14 protein-coding genes and 1 tRNA gene are annotated in these 19,881 nt (G+C 60.8%); 12 read left to right on the top strand and 3 right to left on the bottom strand.

Annotation, left to right across the window (positions count from 1 at the left end):
- Positions 1-187: 187 nt before the first annotated feature.
- The 12 genes from I2F59_RS04765 (at position 188) to I2F59_RS04710 (ending at position 17,185) form a co-directional block, all read left to right on the top strand.
- Positions 188-484 (top strand): Veg family protein, encoded by a 297-nt coding sequence (locus tag I2F59_RS04765; protein ID WP_006234957.1) that lies wholly within the window; start codon positions 188-190, stop codon positions 482-484.
- A 2-nt stretch (positions 485-486) separates the two neighbouring features.
- Positions 487-1,383, top strand: a complete 897-nt coding sequence (gene ispE / locus I2F59_RS04760; protein WP_271755880.1) for a 4-(cytidine 5'-diphospho)-2-C-methyl-D-erythritol kinase — start codon at positions 487-489, stop codon at positions 1,381-1,383.
- A 49-nt stretch (positions 1,384-1,432) separates the two neighbouring features.
- Positions 1,433-1,509 (top strand) — tRNA-Pro (locus I2F59_RS04755).
- A gap of 112 nt (positions 1,510-1,621) precedes the next feature.
- Entirely contained in the window at positions 1,622-1,897 is a 276-nt protein-coding gene (gene tatA / locus I2F59_RS04750; RefSeq protein WP_022094895.1) for a twin-arginine translocase TatA/TatE family subunit, read from the top strand.
- A gap of 106 nt (positions 1,898-2,003) precedes the next feature.
- Entirely contained in the window at positions 2,004-2,474 is a 471-nt protein-coding gene (gene greA / locus I2F59_RS04745) for a transcription elongation factor GreA (RefSeq protein ID WP_006234960.1), read from the top strand.
- 79 nt (positions 2,475-2,553) lie between these two features.
- The gene (lysS, locus tag I2F59_RS04740; RefSeq protein WP_195503414.1) at positions 2,554-4,518 is read left to right on the top strand and encodes a lysine--tRNA ligase; all 1,965 of its coding nucleotides are present in this window, start codon (positions 2,554-2,556) and stop codon (positions 4,516-4,518) included.
- Between the two features lie 335 nt (positions 4,519-4,853).
- Positions 4,854-6,422: a threonine/serine exporter family protein gene (locus I2F59_RS04735; RefSeq protein ID WP_229065343.1), complete on the top strand. Its 1,569-nt coding sequence runs from the start codon at positions 4,854-4,856 to the stop codon at positions 6,420-6,422.
- Between the two features lie 313 nt (positions 6,423-6,735).
- The gene (locus I2F59_RS04730) at positions 6,736-7,284 is read left to right on the top strand and encodes a DUF2798 domain-containing protein (RefSeq protein ID WP_195503413.1); all 549 of its coding nucleotides are present in this window, start codon (positions 6,736-6,738) and stop codon (positions 7,282-7,284) included.
- Positions 7,285-7,565: 281 nt separating this feature from the next.
- Positions 7,566-12,005 carry an acyl-CoA dehydratase activase gene (locus I2F59_RS04725; RefSeq protein ID WP_195503412.1) on the top strand — a complete coding sequence of 1,480 codons (4,440 nt, stop codon included), beginning with the start codon at positions 7,566-7,568 and terminating at the stop codon, positions 12,003-12,005.
- Positions 11,989-12,678 (top strand): TetR/AcrR family transcriptional regulator, encoded by a 690-nt coding sequence (locus I2F59_RS04720; protein ID WP_055309426.1) that lies wholly within the window; start codon positions 11,989-11,991, stop codon positions 12,676-12,678. The genes I2F59_RS04725 and I2F59_RS04720 overlap by 17 nt, the downstream gene beginning before the upstream one ends.
- Before the next feature lie 192 nt (positions 12,679-12,870).
- Positions 12,871-15,513: an ATP-dependent Clp protease ATP-binding subunit gene (locus I2F59_RS04715; protein ID WP_195503411.1), complete on the top strand. Its 2,643-nt coding sequence runs from the start codon at positions 12,871-12,873 to the stop codon at positions 15,511-15,513.
- A gap of 214 nt (positions 15,514-15,727) precedes the next feature.
- The gene (locus I2F59_RS04710) at positions 15,728-17,185 is read left to right on the top strand and encodes an aminoacyl-histidine dipeptidase (RefSeq protein WP_055309424.1); all 1,458 of its coding nucleotides are present in this window, start codon (positions 15,728-15,730) and stop codon (positions 17,183-17,185) included.
- A gap of 128 nt (positions 17,186-17,313) precedes the next feature.
- Here I2F59_RS04710 and I2F59_RS04705 read toward each other — a convergent pair whose 3' ends face one another.
- From I2F59_RS04705 to I2F59_RS04695, 3 genes are all read right to left on the bottom strand, one after another.
- On the bottom strand, positions 17,314-18,618 hold the full coding sequence (locus tag I2F59_RS04705) for a type II toxin-antitoxin system HipA family toxin (RefSeq protein WP_161115119.1): 1,305 nt from the start codon (positions 18,616-18,618) through the stop codon (positions 17,314-17,316).
- 3 nt (positions 18,619-18,621) lie between these two features.
- Positions 18,622-19,089 (bottom strand): helix-turn-helix domain-containing protein, encoded by a 468-nt coding sequence (locus I2F59_RS04700; protein ID WP_227790776.1) that lies wholly within the window; start codon positions 19,087-19,089, stop codon positions 18,622-18,624.
- A gap of 119 nt (positions 19,090-19,208) precedes the next feature.
- Entirely contained in the window at positions 19,209-19,787 is a 579-nt protein-coding gene (locus I2F59_RS04695; RefSeq protein ID WP_195503410.1) for a manganese efflux pump MntP, read from the bottom strand.
- Positions 19,788-19,881: the final 94 nt, after the last annotated feature.

Genomic DNA, 19,881 nt, shown 5'->3' with positions numbered 1-19,881 from the left:
ACCACCGGTACGGCTCAATCGTATAGCCGTGCAACGGAAAAGAGCCGCCCTTTCGGACAACTCAAACTGTAATGGGGCTTATTTAGCTACTTGCGTATGGCCACAACAGGGTGCTATAGTATTAGAGTTTTGTCTATCTTAGGGGTATTATCCCCTTTTTGAATTGCACCTTCTGGAGGCCCTGTTCATGGAAGAGATGGAAGTCAATCACGTCGACGACATCCACGAGAAGCTGACCGATATGGTGGGCGATCGCGTCAAGGTTAAGGCCAACATGGGCCGTACCCGCGTCGTCGAGCGCATGGGCACCATCAAGAGCGTCCACCCGGCCGTCTTCATTGTCGAGGTTGACGAGCGTCGTGGCCGCAAGTCGCGTCAGTCCTACCAGTATATCGATGTGCTCACCGGTCAGGTCGAGCTGTTCGACCCCGAGAGCGGCGAGCACATCTTTACCCCGCTCGGCAATCAGCTCGAGGAGCATTAACGGTGACCGATCGGTCCCTGACTCTTTCCGCGCCGGCAAAGATTAACCTCTACCTGGGGGTTCATACCGAGCGCGATGACCGCGGCTACCACAGGGTCGATTCCCTGATGGCGGCCGTCGGTCTTTCCGATACCGTGACGGTCACGCCGGCGCAGGCGCTGACCGTCCAGACGGTTCCGGCATCAGATTTTCCCATGCAAAAGAATACGGCGTATCGGGCTGCGGTTGCTATGGCCGAGCATTATGGTCGCGAGGCAAACATCTGCGTGACGATTGAGAAGCGCATTCCATTGTGCGCCGGCTTGGGCGGCCCCTCGACGGATGCGGCCGCGGTCATTGTCGCCTTGGCGGAGTTCTGGGGAATTGATCGCACCGACCCCGCGCTCGACGACATCGCGCGCGGCATTGGTGCTGACGTCCCGTTCTTTTTGCATGCGAGCCCTGCGTTCTACGTAGGTGGAGGAGACGTGCTGGCAACTGAGTACCCCGCGCTGCCCGCAACGCCCGTCGTGTTGGTCAAGCCGCGCGAGGCGAGCGTTTCGACAATTGAGGCCTATCGACGTTTTGACGAGGCCCCGGTGCCTGCGGACAAGCCCGGCGCGATAGCTTCTGCCTTGCGTGCTGGTGATGCCGAGACGGCATATGCACTCATCCATAACAACCTGGGTGTCATTTCCGCACAGATGGAGCCGCAGATTCAAACGGTCCTCGACTGGCTGCGTAAACAGGACGGCACCGTTGCTGTAGATGTGTGCGGATCGGGTGCCTGCTCGTTTGCCATTTGCGACACCGCCGACATGGCCGAAAGGCTTGCCGACGCTGCCCAGCAAAACGGCTGGTGGTCCTGCGCGACTGAGCTTATTCCCAACACGGTTCAAATCGACGCGCCAAAGAAATAAAAATTTCTCTAGCACGCGGCGAAAATCTTTGTTACTATAGTCGAGCTAACGGGTTGTGGCTCAGTTTGGTAGAGCACTGCGTTCGGGACGCAGGGGTCGCTGGTTCAAATCCAGTCAACCCGACCAGAGCATGAGGAGGGACCGCTTCTTGCGGTCCCTTTTTTTAGCTAGTGTTGTGATACCGCGATACCCGCGGTATACTCATTCGAGCTTGTCTCGCTGTATTGTGGAGGTCTACATGTTTGGACTGAGGGCTCCTGAGCTCATCATTATTCTCGTCGTTGTCCTGATTATCTTCGGGCCCAAGAACCTGCCGAAGCTCGGCAAGTCCCTCGGCTCTACCGTCAAGAATATCCGTGAGGGTATGGAGGGCGACGATAAGGCCGAGACCAAGCAGGCCGAGGAGGTCGTGGTCGAGCAGTCCGAGGAGGACAAGGAGATCGCTGAGCTCGAGGCCAAGCTCGCTGCTGCCAAGAAGAAGCAGGCAGAGGACAGCGACGCGGACGCAGAGTAGTCCCATCCCTTTGGGGTGAGCACCTGACCGGCTTGCCCGCAGGCTAGCCGGTCTTTTTCGTTTTGTTGACAGTTGATTGTTTGATCAGAGTTGGGGAGATATCCGTATGGACGCAAGCCAGATCGTACTGACCGCTGAGGGTCGCCAGAAGCTCGTCGAGGAGCTCGCTTGGCGTGAGGGCGATTACGCCAAGGAGATCGTCGAGGACATCAAGGAAGCCCGCGCGTTCGGCGACCTTTCGGAGAACTCCGAGTACGACGCCGCTAAGGACAAGCAGGCCCAGAACGCCGCTCGTATTGCCGAGATCCAGGCCATCCTCGCCAACGCTCAGGTTGCTGCCACCACGGGCGACCTGACCGTCTCCATCGGTTCCACCGTTTCGCTGATTGATCCCAACGGCGAGGTCATGGAAGTCACGCTCGTCGGTACCACCGAGACCAACTCGCTCGAGCACAAGATTTCCAACGAGTCTCCGGTCGGTCACGCCATCATTGGTCACGGCGAGGGCGACTCCGTCGAGGTCGTTACGCCTTCCGGCAAGACTCGCGTCTACACCATCGCCAAGATCGCACGCTAGACCACGGTCCCGCGTAAAGGTATGTTTTCGCTCCCTGGGACCGAATCCTGGGGAGCGTTTTAGTTTGAGGAGCTAACTTATGGCAGAGAACCAGAACGCCGCCGATCAGGCATCGACGCTCAACGACGAGCGCGCCACCCGCCTGGCCAAGCGCGCCGCCCTGTTCGAGGCGGGCCAGAACCCCTATCCTGAGCACTCTGAGCTTGAGGACTACGTCGCCGATATCGAGGCTAAGTACGCCGAGCTTGCCGATGGCGAGGACACCAAGGACGTCGTGAAGATCGCTGGCCGTGTGGTCGCCAAGCGCGGTCAGGGCAAGATCATGTTCATCGTCGTGCGCGATGCGACTGCCGAGATTCAGCTGTTCTGCCGCATCAACGACATGGACGAGGCTGCCTGGAGTACGCTCAAGGCCCTCGACCTGGGCGACATCCTGGGCGTGACCGGCGTGGTCGTGCGCACCCAGCGTGGCCAGCTTTCCGTTGCCCCTAAGAGCGCGACCCTGCTTGCCAAGGCCGTTCGTCCGCTGCCCGAGAAGTTCCACGGTCTTTCCGATAAGGAGACCCGCTATCGCCAGCGCTATGTCGACCTGATCGCCAACGACGACGTTCGCGAGACCTTCCGTAAGCGTTCGCAGATTCTCTCCACCTTCCGTCGCTTTATGGAGTCCGACGGCTACATGGAGGTCGAGACCCCCATTCTGCAGACCATCCAGGGCGGCGCTACTGCCAAGCCGTTCATCACTCACTTCAACGCGCTCGATCAGGAGTGCTACCTGCGTATTGCCACCGAGCTGCACCTCAAGCGCTGCATCGTCGGTGGTTTTGAGCGCGTGTTCGAGATCGGCCGCATCTTCCGTAACGAGGGCATGGACCTTACCCACAACCCCGAGTTCACCACGATGGAGGCCTACCGTGCCTTCTCCGACCTCGAGGGCATGAAGGCGCTCGCCCAGGGTGTCATTAAGGCAGCTAACAAGGCCATCGGCAACCCCGAGGTCATCGAGTACCAGGGCCAGACCATCGACCTTTCTGGTGAGTGGGCCAGCCGTCCCATGACCGACATCGTCTCCGACGTGCTCGGCAAGCAGGTCACCATCGACACGCCGGTCGAGGAGCTTGCTGCCGCCGCGCGCGAGAAGGGCCTGGAGATTAAGCCCGAGTGGACCGCCGGCAAGATTATCGCCGAGATTTACGATGAGCTGGGCGAGGATACCATCGTCAACCCGACCTTCGTGTGCGATTATCCCATCGAGGTCAGCCCGCTCGCTAAGCGTTTTGAGGACGACCCGCGTTTGACTCACCGCTTTGAGCTGGTCATCGCCGGCCACGAGTACGCCAACGCATTCTCCGAGCTCAACGACCCGGTCGACCAGGCTGAGCGCTTTGCTGCCCAGATGGCCGAGAAGGCCGGCGGCGACGATGAGGCCATGGAGTATGACGAGGACTACGTGCGCGCCCTCGAGTACGGTATGCCTCCTGCGGGCGGCATCGGCATCGGCATCGACCGCGTGGTTATGCTGCTCACCAACCAGGCTTCTATCCGCGACGTGCTGCTGTTCCCGCACATGAAGCCCGAGAAGGGTTTCCAGTCCGGTGCCGCTGCCGCCAAGGCTGCCGAGGCCGGCAATGCCGCGAGCCCGTTCGTTACGTCGCTTAAGCCCACGCTCGATTACTCCAAGATCGCCGTTGAGCCGCTGTTCGAGGAGTTCGTCGACTTTGATACCTTCTCCAAGAGCGACTTCCGCGCTGTGAAGGTCAAGGCATGCGAGGCCGTCAAGAAGTCCAAGAAGCTGCTGAACTTTACGCTCGACGACGGCACCGGCACCGACCGCACCATCCTCTCCGGTATTCACGCTTATTACGAGCCCGAGGACCTGGTCGGCAAGACCTTGCTCGCCATCACCAACCTGCCTCCGCGCAAGATGATGGGTATTCCCAGCTGCGGCATGCTGATCAGCGCTGTCCACGAGGAGGAGGGCGAGGAGCGCCTCAACCTGATCCAGCTCGACGCCTCCATCCCCGCCGGCGCAAAGATGTACTAGGGGGTTACGGCGTTTTACCAAACGCCGTAACCGCTCGACGCTGCGCGCCGCCCAGAGCGACAATTTGTCATTCAAAAGGCAAGGCATGACCAGAAGGTCTATGCCTTGCCTTTTTCATGCCAACTTGTTCGCTCTGGACGTCGCTCGCTGTCCGTCCTCTATCTGCGGCGTTGACTTGGTTGACACTTAGAACATCGATGTAGTCATTGGGGACGTTCTTAAACGACTACCCACGGCTATTGCGCACATGGCTCGCATGACAGCCGTCTCTTTTATGTTTCCTTTAGCCGTTGCTGCCTAGGATGGGGGTTAGTCGGTAGGAAGGGAGCGTCTATATGGACGACGCGAGCGAGCGTGCAATCGAAGAGGACATGCTCGATCAGTTCAATTACTTTGACGATGAGGATGAGGAGCTAATCGATCGTCGCGAGCCGGCATCGCTTGACTCATTTGATCTGGTCGATGAAGAGCCCGACGAGGACGAGGTCGGATCAGCGGAGCCCCAACAGTCTTCGCGCCTTAACTCGCTGCTTTCGAGAGCCCCCATGCACCACGGCGTTCGTGCCGGCGCGCTCCATATGAAAACTGACTGGCACCAGATCGTGACGGCAGGCGATGAACTTGCCGTCGATGCGCCGCTCACCGATAAATCATCCATCATCTGCCGCACCGGTATGCTTATGCTCGCGAGCGGAACGGGTGCCTGGCGTGTTCGCGATACCATGAATCGAGTCGCCGCCGTACTCGGTGTCACCATCCACGTTGACTTAAGTCTCCTGTCGTTTGAGTGTACTTGCATCGAAGATGGTCACTGCTTTAATGAGGTTGTCAGCTTGCCCACAACGGGCGTCAATACCCATCGCATTTGGATGATGGAGAGCTTCCTAAAGGAAATCGAGACATATGGTCGCCGTTTTACGGTGCATGAGTATCACGAGATGCTCAAGACCGTTGAGAGCTCAAAACCTGATTACGCGCCTTGGCAACAGGGCCTTGCGGCGGCCTGCGCCTGTGGCGCCTTCGTTTTTTTGCTCGGCGGCGGCCCTATCGAGATGGCCTGCGCGTTCGTGGGCGCGGGTGTCGGCAACTTTGCCCGCTCCCATATTCTCAAGCAAGGCCTTGGTCAGTTCAGCGCGCTGACGACCGGCGTTGCGCTCGCTTGCGTTTCGTATCTGCTGGCATTGCTCGGCCTTGGCCAGGTCATACCGGGGGCAATGTCGCACCAAGAAGGCTATATCGGCGCCATGCTCTTTGTGATTCCCGGCTTTCCCCTCATTACGGCAGGCCTCGACATCGCTAAGCTCGATATGCGAAGCGGCATTGAGCGTCTTTCGTATGCCGTGTCGATTATTGTGATGGCGACCCTTGTGGGCTGGATGGTTGCCGAGTGTGTGGGGCTGGCACCGGACGACTTTGCACCGCTCGGCCTTTCGCCGCTTGCTCTTACGCTCCTGCGCGTGGTGATGAGCTTCGTTGGCGTATTCGGCTTCTCGGTGATGTTCAACAGCCCGGTAAAGATGGCCGCGGCAGCTGGGCTGATCGGCGCCGTGTCCAATACCTTGCGCCTTACGCTCGTCGATGCGCCGACGATGTTTCCCTTCCTGGGCCTCAGCGCGGGAATGCCTCCCGAGGCGGCAGCGTTTATCGGCGCGCTGGTATCGGGGCTGCTGGCAAGCTTGGCCGAAGTCAAGCTCACCTACCCACGTATCGCCCTCACGGTGCCATCAATTGTCATTATGGTGCCGGGCCTGTATCTGTATCGCTCGATGTACTACATGTGCACCTTCGATACGGTCAATATGCTCGGTTGGTTTGTGCGTGCAGTGCTCATCGTGGCGTTTTTGCCCGTTGGTCTGGGTGTGGCACGTACACTCACCGACCCTCGCTGGCGCCACACCAGCTAATTGGTGCAAGGAGGACAGGTCACTTTGCACCAAATGAGTTGCGGTGAAATAGAGACTGAATTGCTGCTTAAAGGGTCAAAACAGTCCGTATTCCACCGCAACTTATGGGGTCGGGGGATTATCGGTGCCCTGCATCTTCATAAACTCAACGCTTACGAAGCGCGCGCCGTTCGTGTTAGGGTAGTTCCACCACATAAGTAGTCGCAGACGCACGTATCGCGGGCGGGCGAGATGAAGTCCCAACAGCTCCATCTCGCCCGCCCGTTTTTGTTGCGTGGTGCCGCGGCGTAACACAGAAAGGACCATGCCCTTTATGCCTATCAACAAACGAGAGAGCCTGCTGTTCACCTTTATCATGTGCTTTTGCATGGTGCTCTGGATGAGCATCTACAACGTCGCCCTGCAGCATGGGGCCATCAACGGCGAGGTTGTTGCCGCCGCGTGGCTCGGCTTCCCCGTTGCCTACGTTTTTGCCATGTGCTGCGACTGGTTTGTTGCCAGCCCCCTTGCCAAGGGTTTCGCCTTTAAATTCCTGGTCACGCCGGGCAAGAGCTCGCCGCTTGCCATGACGCTCGCCGTCAGCTCCTGCATGGTTGTTCCCATGGTTATCATCATGTCGCTGTACGGTGCCTGCGAGGGTCTGACGCACATGCCCGGCGGCATCCTTGCGAACCTGTATTCCGTGCCCGCGATCTGGATGATCAACATCCCGCATAATTTTGTGATGGCGCTGCCGTGGAACCTTTTGGTAGCCGGTCCGATTTCCCACTTCGTCTTCCGTCGCGCCTTCCCTGTGGGGACGGTTTTCGAGGAGGAGCATGCCGAGCTCTTGGAGCAGGCTATGGCTCCTGAGTGCGAGTAGCTCGCTTAGGGATCTGCTGAGCGCGGGCGACTTGCTTGGTTGGAGCCCTAAGCGTGGATAGCTCTCTCGGCGACATCGCGGGCGTGAGCGGTGCGCATGACCGGAGGGCCCGTGCTGCTCCGTTGCCCGACGTGCTAGCGCGCAGAACAATCTGTTGGTGCATTCGACGGCTGCTGAAGCGTTTCGGCAGCCGCTTTTTATACGGAGTTTAAATACAACAGTCTGTTGTATTACGTAGAGTGGTATATCTCTAGCGGGAAAAATGCGAGAGACGGAGCATTATGGCGTTGCTAGTAGGACTGGACGTAGGGTCGACGACGACCAAAGTTTACGCGATGCACGAGGATATGACCGAGGCGTGGTGGGGATATCGCCGCCACGGGGCGTGTCAGACAGCGAGCGTGCGCGCCATGCTCGGCGAGCTCGCCGAGCGCTTTCCCCATGAGTCACTGCGCGTTGCGGTGACCGGCTCGGGTGCGCGCGATATCGCGACCGCGCTGGGCGCCTCGTACGTTCAGGAGGTGGTCGCCAACGCGCTCGCGATCAGCAGGTTCTATCCGCAGACGCGCTGCGCCATCGAGCTGGGCGGCCAAGACGCCAAGATGATCTTCTTCCGCACCAACGATAAGGGAGACATCGAGGTTGCCGACATGCGCATGAACGGCTCGTGCGCAGGCGGTACCGGTGCATTTATCGACGAGATGGCAAAGCTCATGGGGGTCGGCACCGAATCGGGCGAGTTCGAGCAGCTCGCAAGCCGGGGAACGACCGTCCACGAGGTCTCGGGCCGCTGCGGCGTGTACGCAAAGACCGATATCCAGCCGCTGCTCAACGAGGGCATTCCTACCACCGACCTGGCGCTTTCGGCGCTTCACGCGGTCGCCCGCCAAACGATCGGCGGTCTGGCCCAGGGTATCGACATCGAGCCGCCGGTAATCTTCGAGGGCGGTACGCTCGCCTACAACCCCACACTGGTCCGCGTGTTCCGGGAGCAACTGAATCTATCGGACGATCAGGTTATCGTCCCGCGCGATCCGCAGATCATGGTCGCGCGCGGTGCCGCCCTGTCGCTGACCGACATGTTCGCATCGTCCCAACCGATCGACCTTCCCGACGCTTTTGTCCGGCTGGATAAGCTCGAGACGGTCGCGCCCGCAAGCGGGGAGGGACGTCTTGCCCAGCCCTTTTTTGCCACACCTGCCGAGCAGGCGGATTTTACGGCACGCCATGGCAAAGAGACGCCGGCAAAGGGTCCGGATGCGTATGCGCCCGGAGAGACGGTGCGTGTGGCGCTCGGTATCGATTCGGGGAGCACGACGACCAAGTTCGCCCTGGTCGATGAGGCGGGTGAGCTTGTCGATTCGTTCTACGCGTCTAATAACGGCAGACCGCTCGACGTCGCCCAACAGGGTCTTGTCAGCTTGAAGAACCGCTGGGAGACAGCGGGAGTTACGCTTGCGATCGATGCCGTGGGCACCACGGGATACGGCGAGGAGCTTTTCGCGCGCGCGTTCCACGCCGACTACCATACGGTCGAGACGGTCGCGCACGCCCGCGCCGCGTGCGCATGCGTTCCCGATGCGACCTTCGTGCTCGACATCGGCGGACAGGATATGAAGGCCATCTGGCTCAACCACGGCGTGCTGACCGATATCGTCGTCAACGAGGCGTGCTCTGCGGGCTGCGGCTCGTTCCTCGAGGGTTTTGCCAAAAACCTCGGAATAGCCGTTGAGGATATCGCGACCGAGGCATTTTCGTCCAAAGCCCCCGCCGTTCTCGGCAGCCGCTGCACGGTGTTCATGAACAGCAGCGTCGTTTCCGAGCAGCGGCGCGGTAAGGGTCCGGGCGACATCATGGCCGGTCTCTGCCGTTCGATTATCGAGAACGTGTTCACCAAGGTCATTCGCGTTTCAAATCTCAACCGTCTGGGCGACAAAGTCGTTGTCCAGGGCGGCACGTTCCGAAACGACGCGGTGCTGCGCGCATTCGAGCAGTATCTGGGCAAACCCGTCACGCGTGCGCCCCACCCGGGGCTGATGGGCGCTATCGGTATCGCCTTGCTCGCGCGCGAGGAATGCCGCAAGGGCGACGCCGGCACGTCGTTTATCGGGCTCGATGCCGTGGAGCGCTTCGAGCATCGCGAATTCGGCGGCGTTACCTGCCGTCGGTGCAACAACCGCTGCCAGCGCGCGGTCGTGGCATTTGGCGACGGCTCGCTTTACGTCACGGGCAATCGCTGCCCGCGCGGCGGCGCCATCTCATGGGATGAGCTCGTGCGCGAGGTTCCCGCGGCGGAGGAGCTGCGTCCGCAGGGTGCTTGCGAGGCACAGGCACCCGGCACGGGGCGCGACCGGACCGCGGCTGCCCCCAATCTCTTTGTCGACCGCGAGAAGCTGCTGTTCGAGTCGTACCCCACGGTTCCCGTCAGCGGGGGGCGCGATGTCACGATCGGCATTCCCCGTGTGCTCGAGTTCTGGGACACCATGCCGTTCTGGTCGACGTTCTTCAGCACGCTCGGCTTTAAGGTGCGCGTCTCGGGACGCAGCACCAAGGCGATGTACGAGCGCGGTCTGGCGCACGTCACATCCGACACCGTGTGCTTCCCGGCCAAGCTCGTCCACGGGCACATCCGCAATCTCGTCGACGCCGGCGTCGACCGCATCTTCATGCCCATCATCACGACGGTGCCCACCGAAAACACCGCCTCTACCAGCGAGTGGATGTGCGCCGTCGTAAAGGGATACCCCTACGTGATGCGCAATTCCGATAACCCGGAGGAGCGTTTCGGCGTTCCGTTCGATACGCCGCTGTTCCACTGGTACGACGAGGGCGACCGAAACCGCCAGCTCAAGGCGTGGTGCAAGGAGACCTTCGATATCGATGCCGACCTGGTTGCCAAGGCGACCGAGCAGGCGGACCGCGCGCAGGAGACGTTTGAGAACCAGCTGCAGCTGCGCGGCAGGCAGGTGCTCGAGAACGTGCGCGAGGACGGCGGCTACGCGGTGGTGATCGCTTCGCGCCCGTACCACAACGACCCGCTGGTCAACCACGGGCTGCCCAAGCTCTTCTCTGAGCGCGGCATCCCCGTGCTGACGCCCGATGCGGTGCCGGGGGTCTGCAACGTCGATCTTTCCAACAGCCGCATCGACATCGTGAACAACTACCATGCGCGCATGCTGTCGTGCGCGGTCATCGTCGCATCGACGCCCGAGCTCGAGCTCGTGCAGATGGGCAGCTTCGGCTGCGGCCACGATGCGTATCTCACCGACGAGATCGCGCGCATGATGGGCGAGATGGGCTCCAAGGTTCCGATGATGATCAAGCTCGATGAGAGCGACGTCGCCGGTCCCATGGGCATTCGCGTGCGTTCGTTTATCGAGTCGGTCAACCGTCGTCGCGCGGAGGAGCGTGCCGAGGGCGCCCGGGTGCACGCGGTCCATCCGCTCGACGACCCGTATAAGGTCAAGTACACCAAGCGCGACCGGCACGACAAGATCGCGCTGGTCCCCAACACCTCCCATGCGTTCTGCAGGCTCATGACCGCGGCGATGCGCAATCAGGGCGTGCGCGCCGAGGCCCTTGATATCGGGCGCGAGGATGCCATCCGCCTGGGCAAACGCTATGTGCACAACGACATCTGCTTCCCCGCGCAAATCGTGATCGGCGAGGCGCTCGCGGCACTCGAGAGCGGTAAGTACGACCCGCACGACGTCGCCGTGGTGACTGGCAAGTATATCGGCGACTGCCGCCTGACGCACTACATGCCCCTGCTGCGCCGCGCGCTCGACGACGCGGGATACGACTATGTCCCGGTGCTCACCAACGACGACGTCGATGCCCACAATGCGCATCCGGGCTTCAAGCTCGGCCTTGGCCCGAGCATCCAGATCGCCTACGGTCTTCCCATGATCGATGCCCTCGAGGCCATGCTTAGGCGCATCCGTCCCTACGAGCTCGAGAAGGGCGCGGCGGACGCTGCGTTCGACCGCGCGCTCGATGAGGTTATCGAGGGCATGGAGCGCTCCGGGCTGAGAGGCCAGGCGACGGGCTTCAAACGCGCGCTTGCGATCATGGACGCCGTTCCGTACGACCGCTCGAACCCGCATCCGACCGTTCTCATCGTGGGCGAGTACCTGCTCAATTTCCATCTCGGCGCCAACCACGAGATCGAGCGCTACCTCGAGGACAACGGGCTCGAGGTCATCGAGGCGCGCATGACCGACGTGATCCGCAAGACCTATTTCTACAAGCATGCGCAGTCGCGCGAGTTCCACGTCGACCTGTCGCTGCCCGAAAAGGCCTGGTACGCCACGGCGGACAACCTGTTCGAGCTCGCGCACGACCGTTGCGACCGCCTGGGCGCGGCGAGCCCGCTCTACGAGCCGCCGACGCGCATGCCCGAGCTCGTGCGCGCGAGCGATAAGATCCTGCACCATACGTTCGATGCGGGCGAGGGCGTGCTGATTCCGGCGGAGATTCTCGAGCACGCCAAGCGCGGCTGCCGCAACTTCGTGATCCTGCAGCCGTTCGGGTGTCTGCCCAACCATGTCGTGGGGCGCGGGCTCATCCATGCGCTCAAGGAGCAGTATCCCACGGCGCAGTTCCTGCCGCTCGACTACGATCCCGACGTGAGCTTCGCCAACGTGGAGAACCGTCTTCAGATGCTCATCATGAACGCCAAGGCGCAGGGGTGCGGTGAGGCGCATGGCGAGACCGCGTAAGGACGCCGATGCGCCCGATGCACGCACCCGTATCATCGAGGCGTTTTGGGAGCTCATCGAGAACAACAGCATCTTCGAGCTGTCGGTTGGCGAGGTGACCCGCGCCGCCCAGTGCAATCGCGGAACGTTTTACTACTATTTTCACGATTTCGATGAACTCGTCGCCATCGCCATAGCCCAGCTGCTGCAGGATAACGAGCTCATCACCGATGCCCTCTGGCATTTTTCGAGCGAGGGCGACCTTTCGGCGTTCGACCGGCGCGACGTCCGCTGCCTGCTGCGGCGCATCGTCATCACCATGAGGGCGGGTGCCGCCGAGCAGGTCGTGCAGGGCATCCATACGATCATCATCGACCGCGTGAGAGAGATCGTCCACCCCGACGGAGAAGAGCTCAAGGCAGATTCGAGCTTTGCGGTGGGCTTTCTGGTCTCGGGCATCATGGGCTTTGTGATGGCGGTCGGCTTTGCCCGGGAGGGCGGCGAGGAGATAGACCTCGAGCAGCCGGGGGACAGCGCGTGCGCGTACCTGAGGGCGGTCGCCATGCAGACGGTGGAAACGGTCGCGCAAGTCGAGGGCGTCGATACATCCGAGCTGCTCGAACGCGTCTCCAAGGAGGCCGATGCCTATCGCGCATCGCGTGCGACGAGTCCCGACGTGGTGAAAGACGCCTAGGGTTTCTCTTGCGGGGCGCCTGTCGCGCATCGCGCGGTGAGTCCCGCGATGCGGTCATAACCTGCATTCATGTGAGCCGGGTTTATAGATATTCCTCCAGCTGTTAACATAGACAACCTGTGGGTAAAGAGACAAAAGCGCCGCCGACGGGCGGGCGTTTTGATTTCGATGAACTCATGTAAGGAAACGAGCATGTTAGATAGATTTACCGATCGAGCGCGCAAGGTCATGTCGATGGCCAAACAGGAGGCGCTCGATCTGCACTCAAATAAGGTGGGCACCGAGCATCTGCTGCTCGCGCTTGCCAAGGAGGACGAGGGCATTGCCGCCGAGGCGCTGCGCTCGCTCGATATCTCCTACGACGACATCATGGACACCCTCAAAGAGGTCCAGACCACGGTTCCCGAGCCCAGTGAGGAGACCGAGGCGGCCAAGCTCGCCTTTACGCCGCTCGTCATTAGCGTGATGGAGCGTTCATTCCGCGTGGCGCGTGAGAACAACCAGACCTACGTGTCGACCGAGCACCTGCTCATCGGTATCGTCGAAGAGGGCAACGGCATGGCCATGGACATCCTCATGCGCCTGGGTGTGTCGTCCGCCTCCATCAAAAAGGCTATCGAGAAACTCACCGCCAAGGACCAGGACAAGAAGCGTCCGCTCGCCGGCGCCGGTGCTGGTCGTCCCGGTGCGGGCCTGCCGTTCTTTAGCGGCTCGGATGCCTCTCAGCAAAAGGGGAGCGGCACCGACACGCTCAAGCAGTTCGCCACCAACCTCACTCAAAAGGCGCGCGACGGCGAGCTCGATCCCGTGATTGGCCGCGAAAAGGAAGTCCAGCGCATGATGGAGATCCTTTCGCGCCGCACCAAGAACAACCCGCTTATCCTGGGCGACCCCGGCGTGGGCAAGACGGCCATCGTCGAGGGCCTGGCGCAGCAGATCGCTGCCGGCAACGTGCCCGAGAATCTCATGAACCAGAACATCTGGACGCTCGACCTGCCGGGCCTCGTTGCGGGCGCCAAGTATCGCGGTGAGTTTGAGGAGCGCCTCAAGAACGTGATCCAGGAGGCCACCGAGGCTGACGACGTCATCCTGTTTATTGACGAGATGCACACCATCATCGGTGCCGGTTCTGCCGAGGGCTCCATCGACGCGAGCTCCATGCTCAAGCCCGTGCTTGCACGCGGTGCCTTCCAGATTATTGGCGCCACCACGGCCGAGGAATTCCGCAAGTACCTCACCAAAGACCCAGCCTTCGAGCGTCGCTTCCAGACTATCGATGTCGAGGAGCCGAGCGTCGAGGACACCGTCAAGATCCTGACCGCGCTTAAGCCGCGCTACGAGGAGCACCACCATGTGCGCTACACGCAGGGCGCTATCGAGGCTGCCGCGAACCTTTCCAACCGCTACATCCAGGATCGCTTCCTGCCCGATAAGGCCATCGACCTCATCGACGAGGCCGGTGCCCGCGCTCGCATCGCCGCGAATCGTGCGCCCGAGCCGGTGCGCGAGGCCGAGCATCGCATAGAGGAGCTCAAGGCCGCCGCGCAGGAGGCCACCGAGAGCGACGACATGAACAAGGCCGCCGAGATCACCGAGCAGCAGAAGGCCGCCGAGATTGAGCTCGCCGAGGCCAAGGCCGCCTGGACCGCCGAGCTCGACGCCAGCCCGCTCACCATCGACGTGAGTCAGATTGCCGACATCGTGTCCGTGACCTCTGGCGTGCCGGTTTCCTCGCTCACCGAGAGCGAGAGCCGTCGCCTGCTGCAGACCGAAAGCGTGCTCAAGACCCGCATTATCGGCCAGGACGAGGCCGTCGAGGCCGTCGCCAAGGCCGTGCGCCGCAGCCGCTCGCCGCTCAAGGACCCGCGTCGTCCCGGTGGTAGCTTTATCTTCCTTGGTCCCACCGGCACAGGCAAGACCGAGCTCGCCAAGACGCTCGCCGAGTACCTCTTTGGCAGTAAGGACGCGCTCATCAGCTTCGACATGTCGGAGTTCGGCAGCGAGTTCGAGGTCTCCAAGCTTATCGGTAGCCCTCCGGGTTACGTGGGCCACGACGAGGGCGGTCAGCTTACCAAGGCCGTTCGTCGTCACCCGTACTCGGTCGTGCTGTTCGACGAGATCGAGAAGGCGCACCCCGACATCTTCAACATTTTGTTGCAGGTGCTGGAGGAGGGTCGCCTGACTGATAGCCAGGGCAAGACGGTCGACTTCCGCAATACCGTGATCATCATGACGTCCAACGTGGGCGCCCGCGAGATCGCGCAGGATGCGAGCGTTGGCTTTGGCACCACCGGCGAGCAGGGCCTCACCTCGAGTGAGATCAAGGGCCGTGCGATGGGCGAGCTCAAGCGCCTGTTCCGCCCCGAGCTGCTCAACCGTATCGACGACATTGTGGTGTTCCAGAAGCTCTCGGGCGAGAACCTGACCAAGATCGCGCACCTGCTGGTGGACGACCTGCGTCAGCGCCTGATTGCCAACGGCATGAACATCAAGCTCACCGATGCGGCCTATGACAAGATCGTGGCCGAGGGCACCGACCTCACCAACGGCGCGCGTCCGCTGCGCCGTGCTATCCAAAAGCTCATCGAGGATCCGCTGTCCGAGGAACTGCTGGCTGGCGAGTGGGGCGAGGGCGATACCGTCCTGTGCGACGTGGCCGATGGCAAGTTTGTCTTTAGCCACGGCACGGGCGAGATCCCGGCACCGCGTCCGGTGGGCACGCTCGGTGGCGATACCGCCCCGGCGGCACCGCACACCGGCAACGCCGCGCCCGTGAGCGGCGGCGTGACCTCGGGCCCCGGCGGCATGATGCAAGCCGGTTCCGGCGCGCTGTAGGGCGTGGCGACAATTTGATACGCGCAATCGAGGCGCTCCGGAAAGGGCGCCTCGATTTGTAGAGCTGCGGAAGTTGTGACCGTTACGCTATACGGTCCACCGTTAGCCGATGATGCGAGGGCGCTCGGCGTTTTCGACTGGTTTATGCACGCAAAGTCTGGGAATATACAAGTCGCACGTCTTACTGTCTAACCAGTTGCGCCAAGGAGGCACCATGGACTACAAGATTACCGGCTACGAGCCCGCCCAGCTGTTCCATTTCTTTGAGGAGGTCAGCGCGATCCCCCGTGGGTCTGGCAACGAGAAAGGCATCAGCGATTTCCTGGTCGCGTTTGCCAAGGAGCGCGGTCTCGATGTGTATCAGGACGAGGTCTACAACGTCATCATTCGCAAGCCCGCATCTGCCGGCGCCGAGAATGCCCCGACCGTAATGCTGCAGGGCCACATCGATATGGTGTGCGACAAGTTGGGCTCCGTTGAGCACGACTTTACGACTGATGGTATCGACCTGGTCGTCAAGGACGGCGTCCTCACCGCTAACGGCACCACTCTGGGCGCCGACAACGGTATTGCCGTCGCTCTGATGCTCACTGTTCTCGATGACGATTCGATCGTTCACCCCGCCCTCGAGTGCGTATTCACCACCGACGAGGAGACTGGCCTGGTCGGCGCCGAGACGCTCGACAAGTCCCAGATTAGCGCCCGCACCATGATTAACCTTGACTCCGAGGAAGAGGGCGTTGCTACCGTCAGCTGCGCCGGCGGTGTCGTCGTTACCTACACCTGCCCGATCGCGCGCGAGCACAAGACCGGTAGCACCCTCACGCTCGACATCTCCGGCCTGCTGGGCGGCCACTCCGGCAGCGATATCAACCTGGAGCGCGGCAACGGCAACCTCATCATGGCCCGCATCATCGACCGCCTGATGGTCGCTGGCGAGCCCGCCATCGTTAGCTTTAACGGCGGCACCAAGGACAACGCCATCAACCGTGAGTGCAAGGCTGTTCTGGTCTACGCCGACCACGCTGCCGCCGAGGCCGCGGCCCAGATCGCAAAGGGCATCATCGCCGACGTTACTGCCGAGCTCGAGGTCTTCGACCCCGGCTTTACCTGCACCGTCGAGATTGCCGACGACGCCGAGGTCGAGGCCATGGACCAGAAGTCCGCGCTTGCCCTCATCCGCGCCCTGCGTCTTGCCCCCAACGGCGTGATTCGCCGCAACGTCGCCACCGACGGCTCCGTCGAGGTTTCCTCCAACATCGGTGTGGTTGCCACTTCTGACGACGAGGTCAAGATCATGCTGTCCCCGCGCTCCTCGATCACCTCGCTGCAGAACGAGTTCAAGGACCGTCTGCAGACGCTGGCCGATGTCCTGGGCTTCGACGCCAAGTTTGAGTTTGAGTATCCCGGCTGGAGCTATGCCGAGCATTCGCCGGTCCGCGAAGTCTTTGTCGAGAGCTATCGAGAGCTCTTTGGCTCCGAGCTGCGCATCGAGTCCATTCACGCCGGCCTTGAGTGCGGCCTGTTTGCCGAGGCCCTGCACGGCCTGGACGCCATCGCCGTGGGTCCGACGCTCTCCGATGTCCACACCCCGGACGAGAGCATGGAGCTCGCTTCTGCCGAGCGCTTCTACGAGCTGCTCATCGACGTCCTCAAGCGCCTTGCCGCGTAAAGGTTGCGCTAGCAGCAGTCCGAGTCACGTGCTAGCGGATTGCAAATGACATTACGAGAGGGGGCATTCGAGCGTTTGCGACGGGTGCCCCCCCCTCTTTTGTTTGATAATTGCGAAATTACGGTCACCTAGTCCATTTCTGCCCTGATGAGGTCGAGGGTGCGCTGGCAGTTTTCGCGGACGGGGCCGAGCATATGCTCGCGCAGGTCCGCCATGCCGGGCAGGTCGGCGTATTCGTCCATGACCTCTTCCATGCAAATGGGTACCTCGTAGGCGAGGTCCATCATGGTCGCAAAGCAAAACTTCTCGGATAGCCCGGCATCGGTAAGCGCCGCCTCCAGCGCGGGATCGCCCATGCCGTGGTATCGGCGGATAGCGCCTGGACCGATTCGCCCCACACGATTTTCGCCGCCAACGCTCATGGCGAGGCGCGCCCGGCGGCGCATGCGCTCATACGCCAAACCCGACGCGACATCGTACATTCGAGCCATCATGGCTGTGCCGTCGTTTCCAAGGAGCAGGGAATAGTTTTTCGCGTGCGCATCCGGTGCGCCGATAATGGCGTTGAAGAACAGTATCTGCGTAAACAGATACAGGTTAAGTTGATGGTGGCTCGTATTTACGAGGAGCTCTTGAATGTCGCGTGTGGTCGGGCCGCCGTCTGCCGTGTACTTTTGGGCGGGCATCACCCCAAGTGCCTGACAGAGGTCTTCTTGATGTAGACGCCTGATTGTCCCGTCTTTGACTTTCATGCGGTCATAGCGCTCAACAATGAGGGCGGGTTCGTCCTCAAACATACGATATTCGACGTTTGCCGTTGCGATACCGGCGCGCTGGGCGCTTTTCATGCAGACAAACTCATTGAGAGCCTCGAGTTTAAATCCGATAACGCCATTTTTGAAAATATGCGTCGTGGGCGAGGAGCCCATGCATTCGCACCAGCGGCCGTTTATGAACGCGAGCGCGAACTTGCCCTGGTTGCCTCCAAGTGACCAACTTTCATCTAGACCCATCCACGATGCATCGCGGTCATCTCTGATCGACTTGAGACGAAGAGCAATTTCGTGGTTGTCTATAGGGCGGTATTCGCCAGCGCGATGCAGGACGGCGTCGGTATCTTCTTCGGCACAAAACTGCACGCCGCCCGGACAGTCGAGTCCGATATGGCTGAGCAACGCAACGGGATTGTTGGGCCTAACGTCGAATTCGGCGGCAATCGCTTTTCGTTGGTCCTCGCTGTCGGGTAGAAGGCCAAACAGGTACGGATTCATGACCTGTTGTCCGTATGTGCGATTCGATACGGGTATGTTGGTCGATAGGGCTGGCCCGTCATAGTCATGATCGTAGGTAAAGCTGATAAGACCGTTCTCATCTTGCGTGAGCGTTCCAGCAGGCACGCCGCAAATAATGGTCCGAAGTGATGTTCTGGCCATTGGCTATTTCCCTTCGGGCATGGCTTGGCTAGATGCGTTTGTGGCAATCGAGACTCCGAGATTGGACATGGCGAAATCGGCGAAGACCTCGTCGTAGAGTGCGGATGTAAAGGGGGCATCTGCAAGAGCCGGAATGGTTGTGCTGCGACGGTTGCGATGATGAAGACGTTGGGCGTGATGGCGTCTGGAGGTGCTGCAAGGTTGATCAGCATGCGGGGCGTCGACTGGTTGCTCATTTTTCGTTTCGCCTATATCCCCTTGAGCGGCGAGCGCCAGTCCAAGAGCACCGAAAACTGCCAGCAGCTTGTCGAGCCGAATGCCCGTGGCATCTCCCAGCTCGAGCGATGCGAGCAGGCGTTCCGAAACACCGGCTTTTTTAGCGAGGGCGGCACGGGTGATCCCCTGCGCCTCGCGCGCCTGACGCACGTAGATGCCGGCTTGGCGCGGCGTGGTGATGGGAAGGGTATCCATGGCAATCTCCTAACGTGCAGACTTTTGCATCCTAGTATGACATGCAAAAGTCTGCATGAAAAGGCTCATGCAAAACTCTGCATGAGACCTCATACGGACGTTTAGTTTTGAAGGGTGTTTTACAGCACCAAAAAACCCAAGTGTTCCAGCAGGATCTTGAGGCCGATAAGGATGAGCACGACGCCACCCACGATGGTGGCGGGTTTTTCGTAGCGCGCGCCAAAGGTGTGGCCGATCGCTACGCCGGCGACGGAGAAGATAAACGTTGTGACGCCGATAAGCGATACAGCGGGCACGATGTCAACCGAGAGCGCGGCAAACGAGATGCCCACGGCCAGGGCGTCGATTGAGGTGGCGATGGCGAGGATCAGGTACTCGCCCAGTTCAATCTTCTCGGCATCCTTGCCGTCGTCTTCATCCTCGTCTTCGGTAAAGGCTTCCCACAGCATTTTGCTGCCGATGAAGGCCAAAAGGATAAAGGCGATCCAGTGGTCGATGGGGCCGATGATGCTCATGAATTGACTGCCAAGCGCCCATCCGATCACGGGCATGCCTGCCTGGAAGCCGCCAAAGAACAGGCCGAGCACTACGGCGACCTTAAGGTTGATCTTCTTCATGCCAAGGCCCTTGCAGATGGATACGGCAAAGGCGTCCATCGAAAGGCCAACGGCGAGCAACACGAGCTCTGCGAGTCCCATAGTCTGGCTCCCTCTCTGCGGGCGGGCCCGCGTGTACCTCTTGGGGGAGTAACAAAAAAGACTCGTGGCGTACGCGTTGCGCGCACAGCCACGA

This window comes from Collinsella aerofaciens (assembly GCF_015556945.1).
Lineage (GTDB): Bacteria > Actinomycetota > Coriobacteriia > Coriobacteriales > Coriobacteriaceae > Collinsella > Collinsella aerofaciens_AO.
This window is presented reverse-complemented; position numbering and strand designations above follow the sequence as displayed.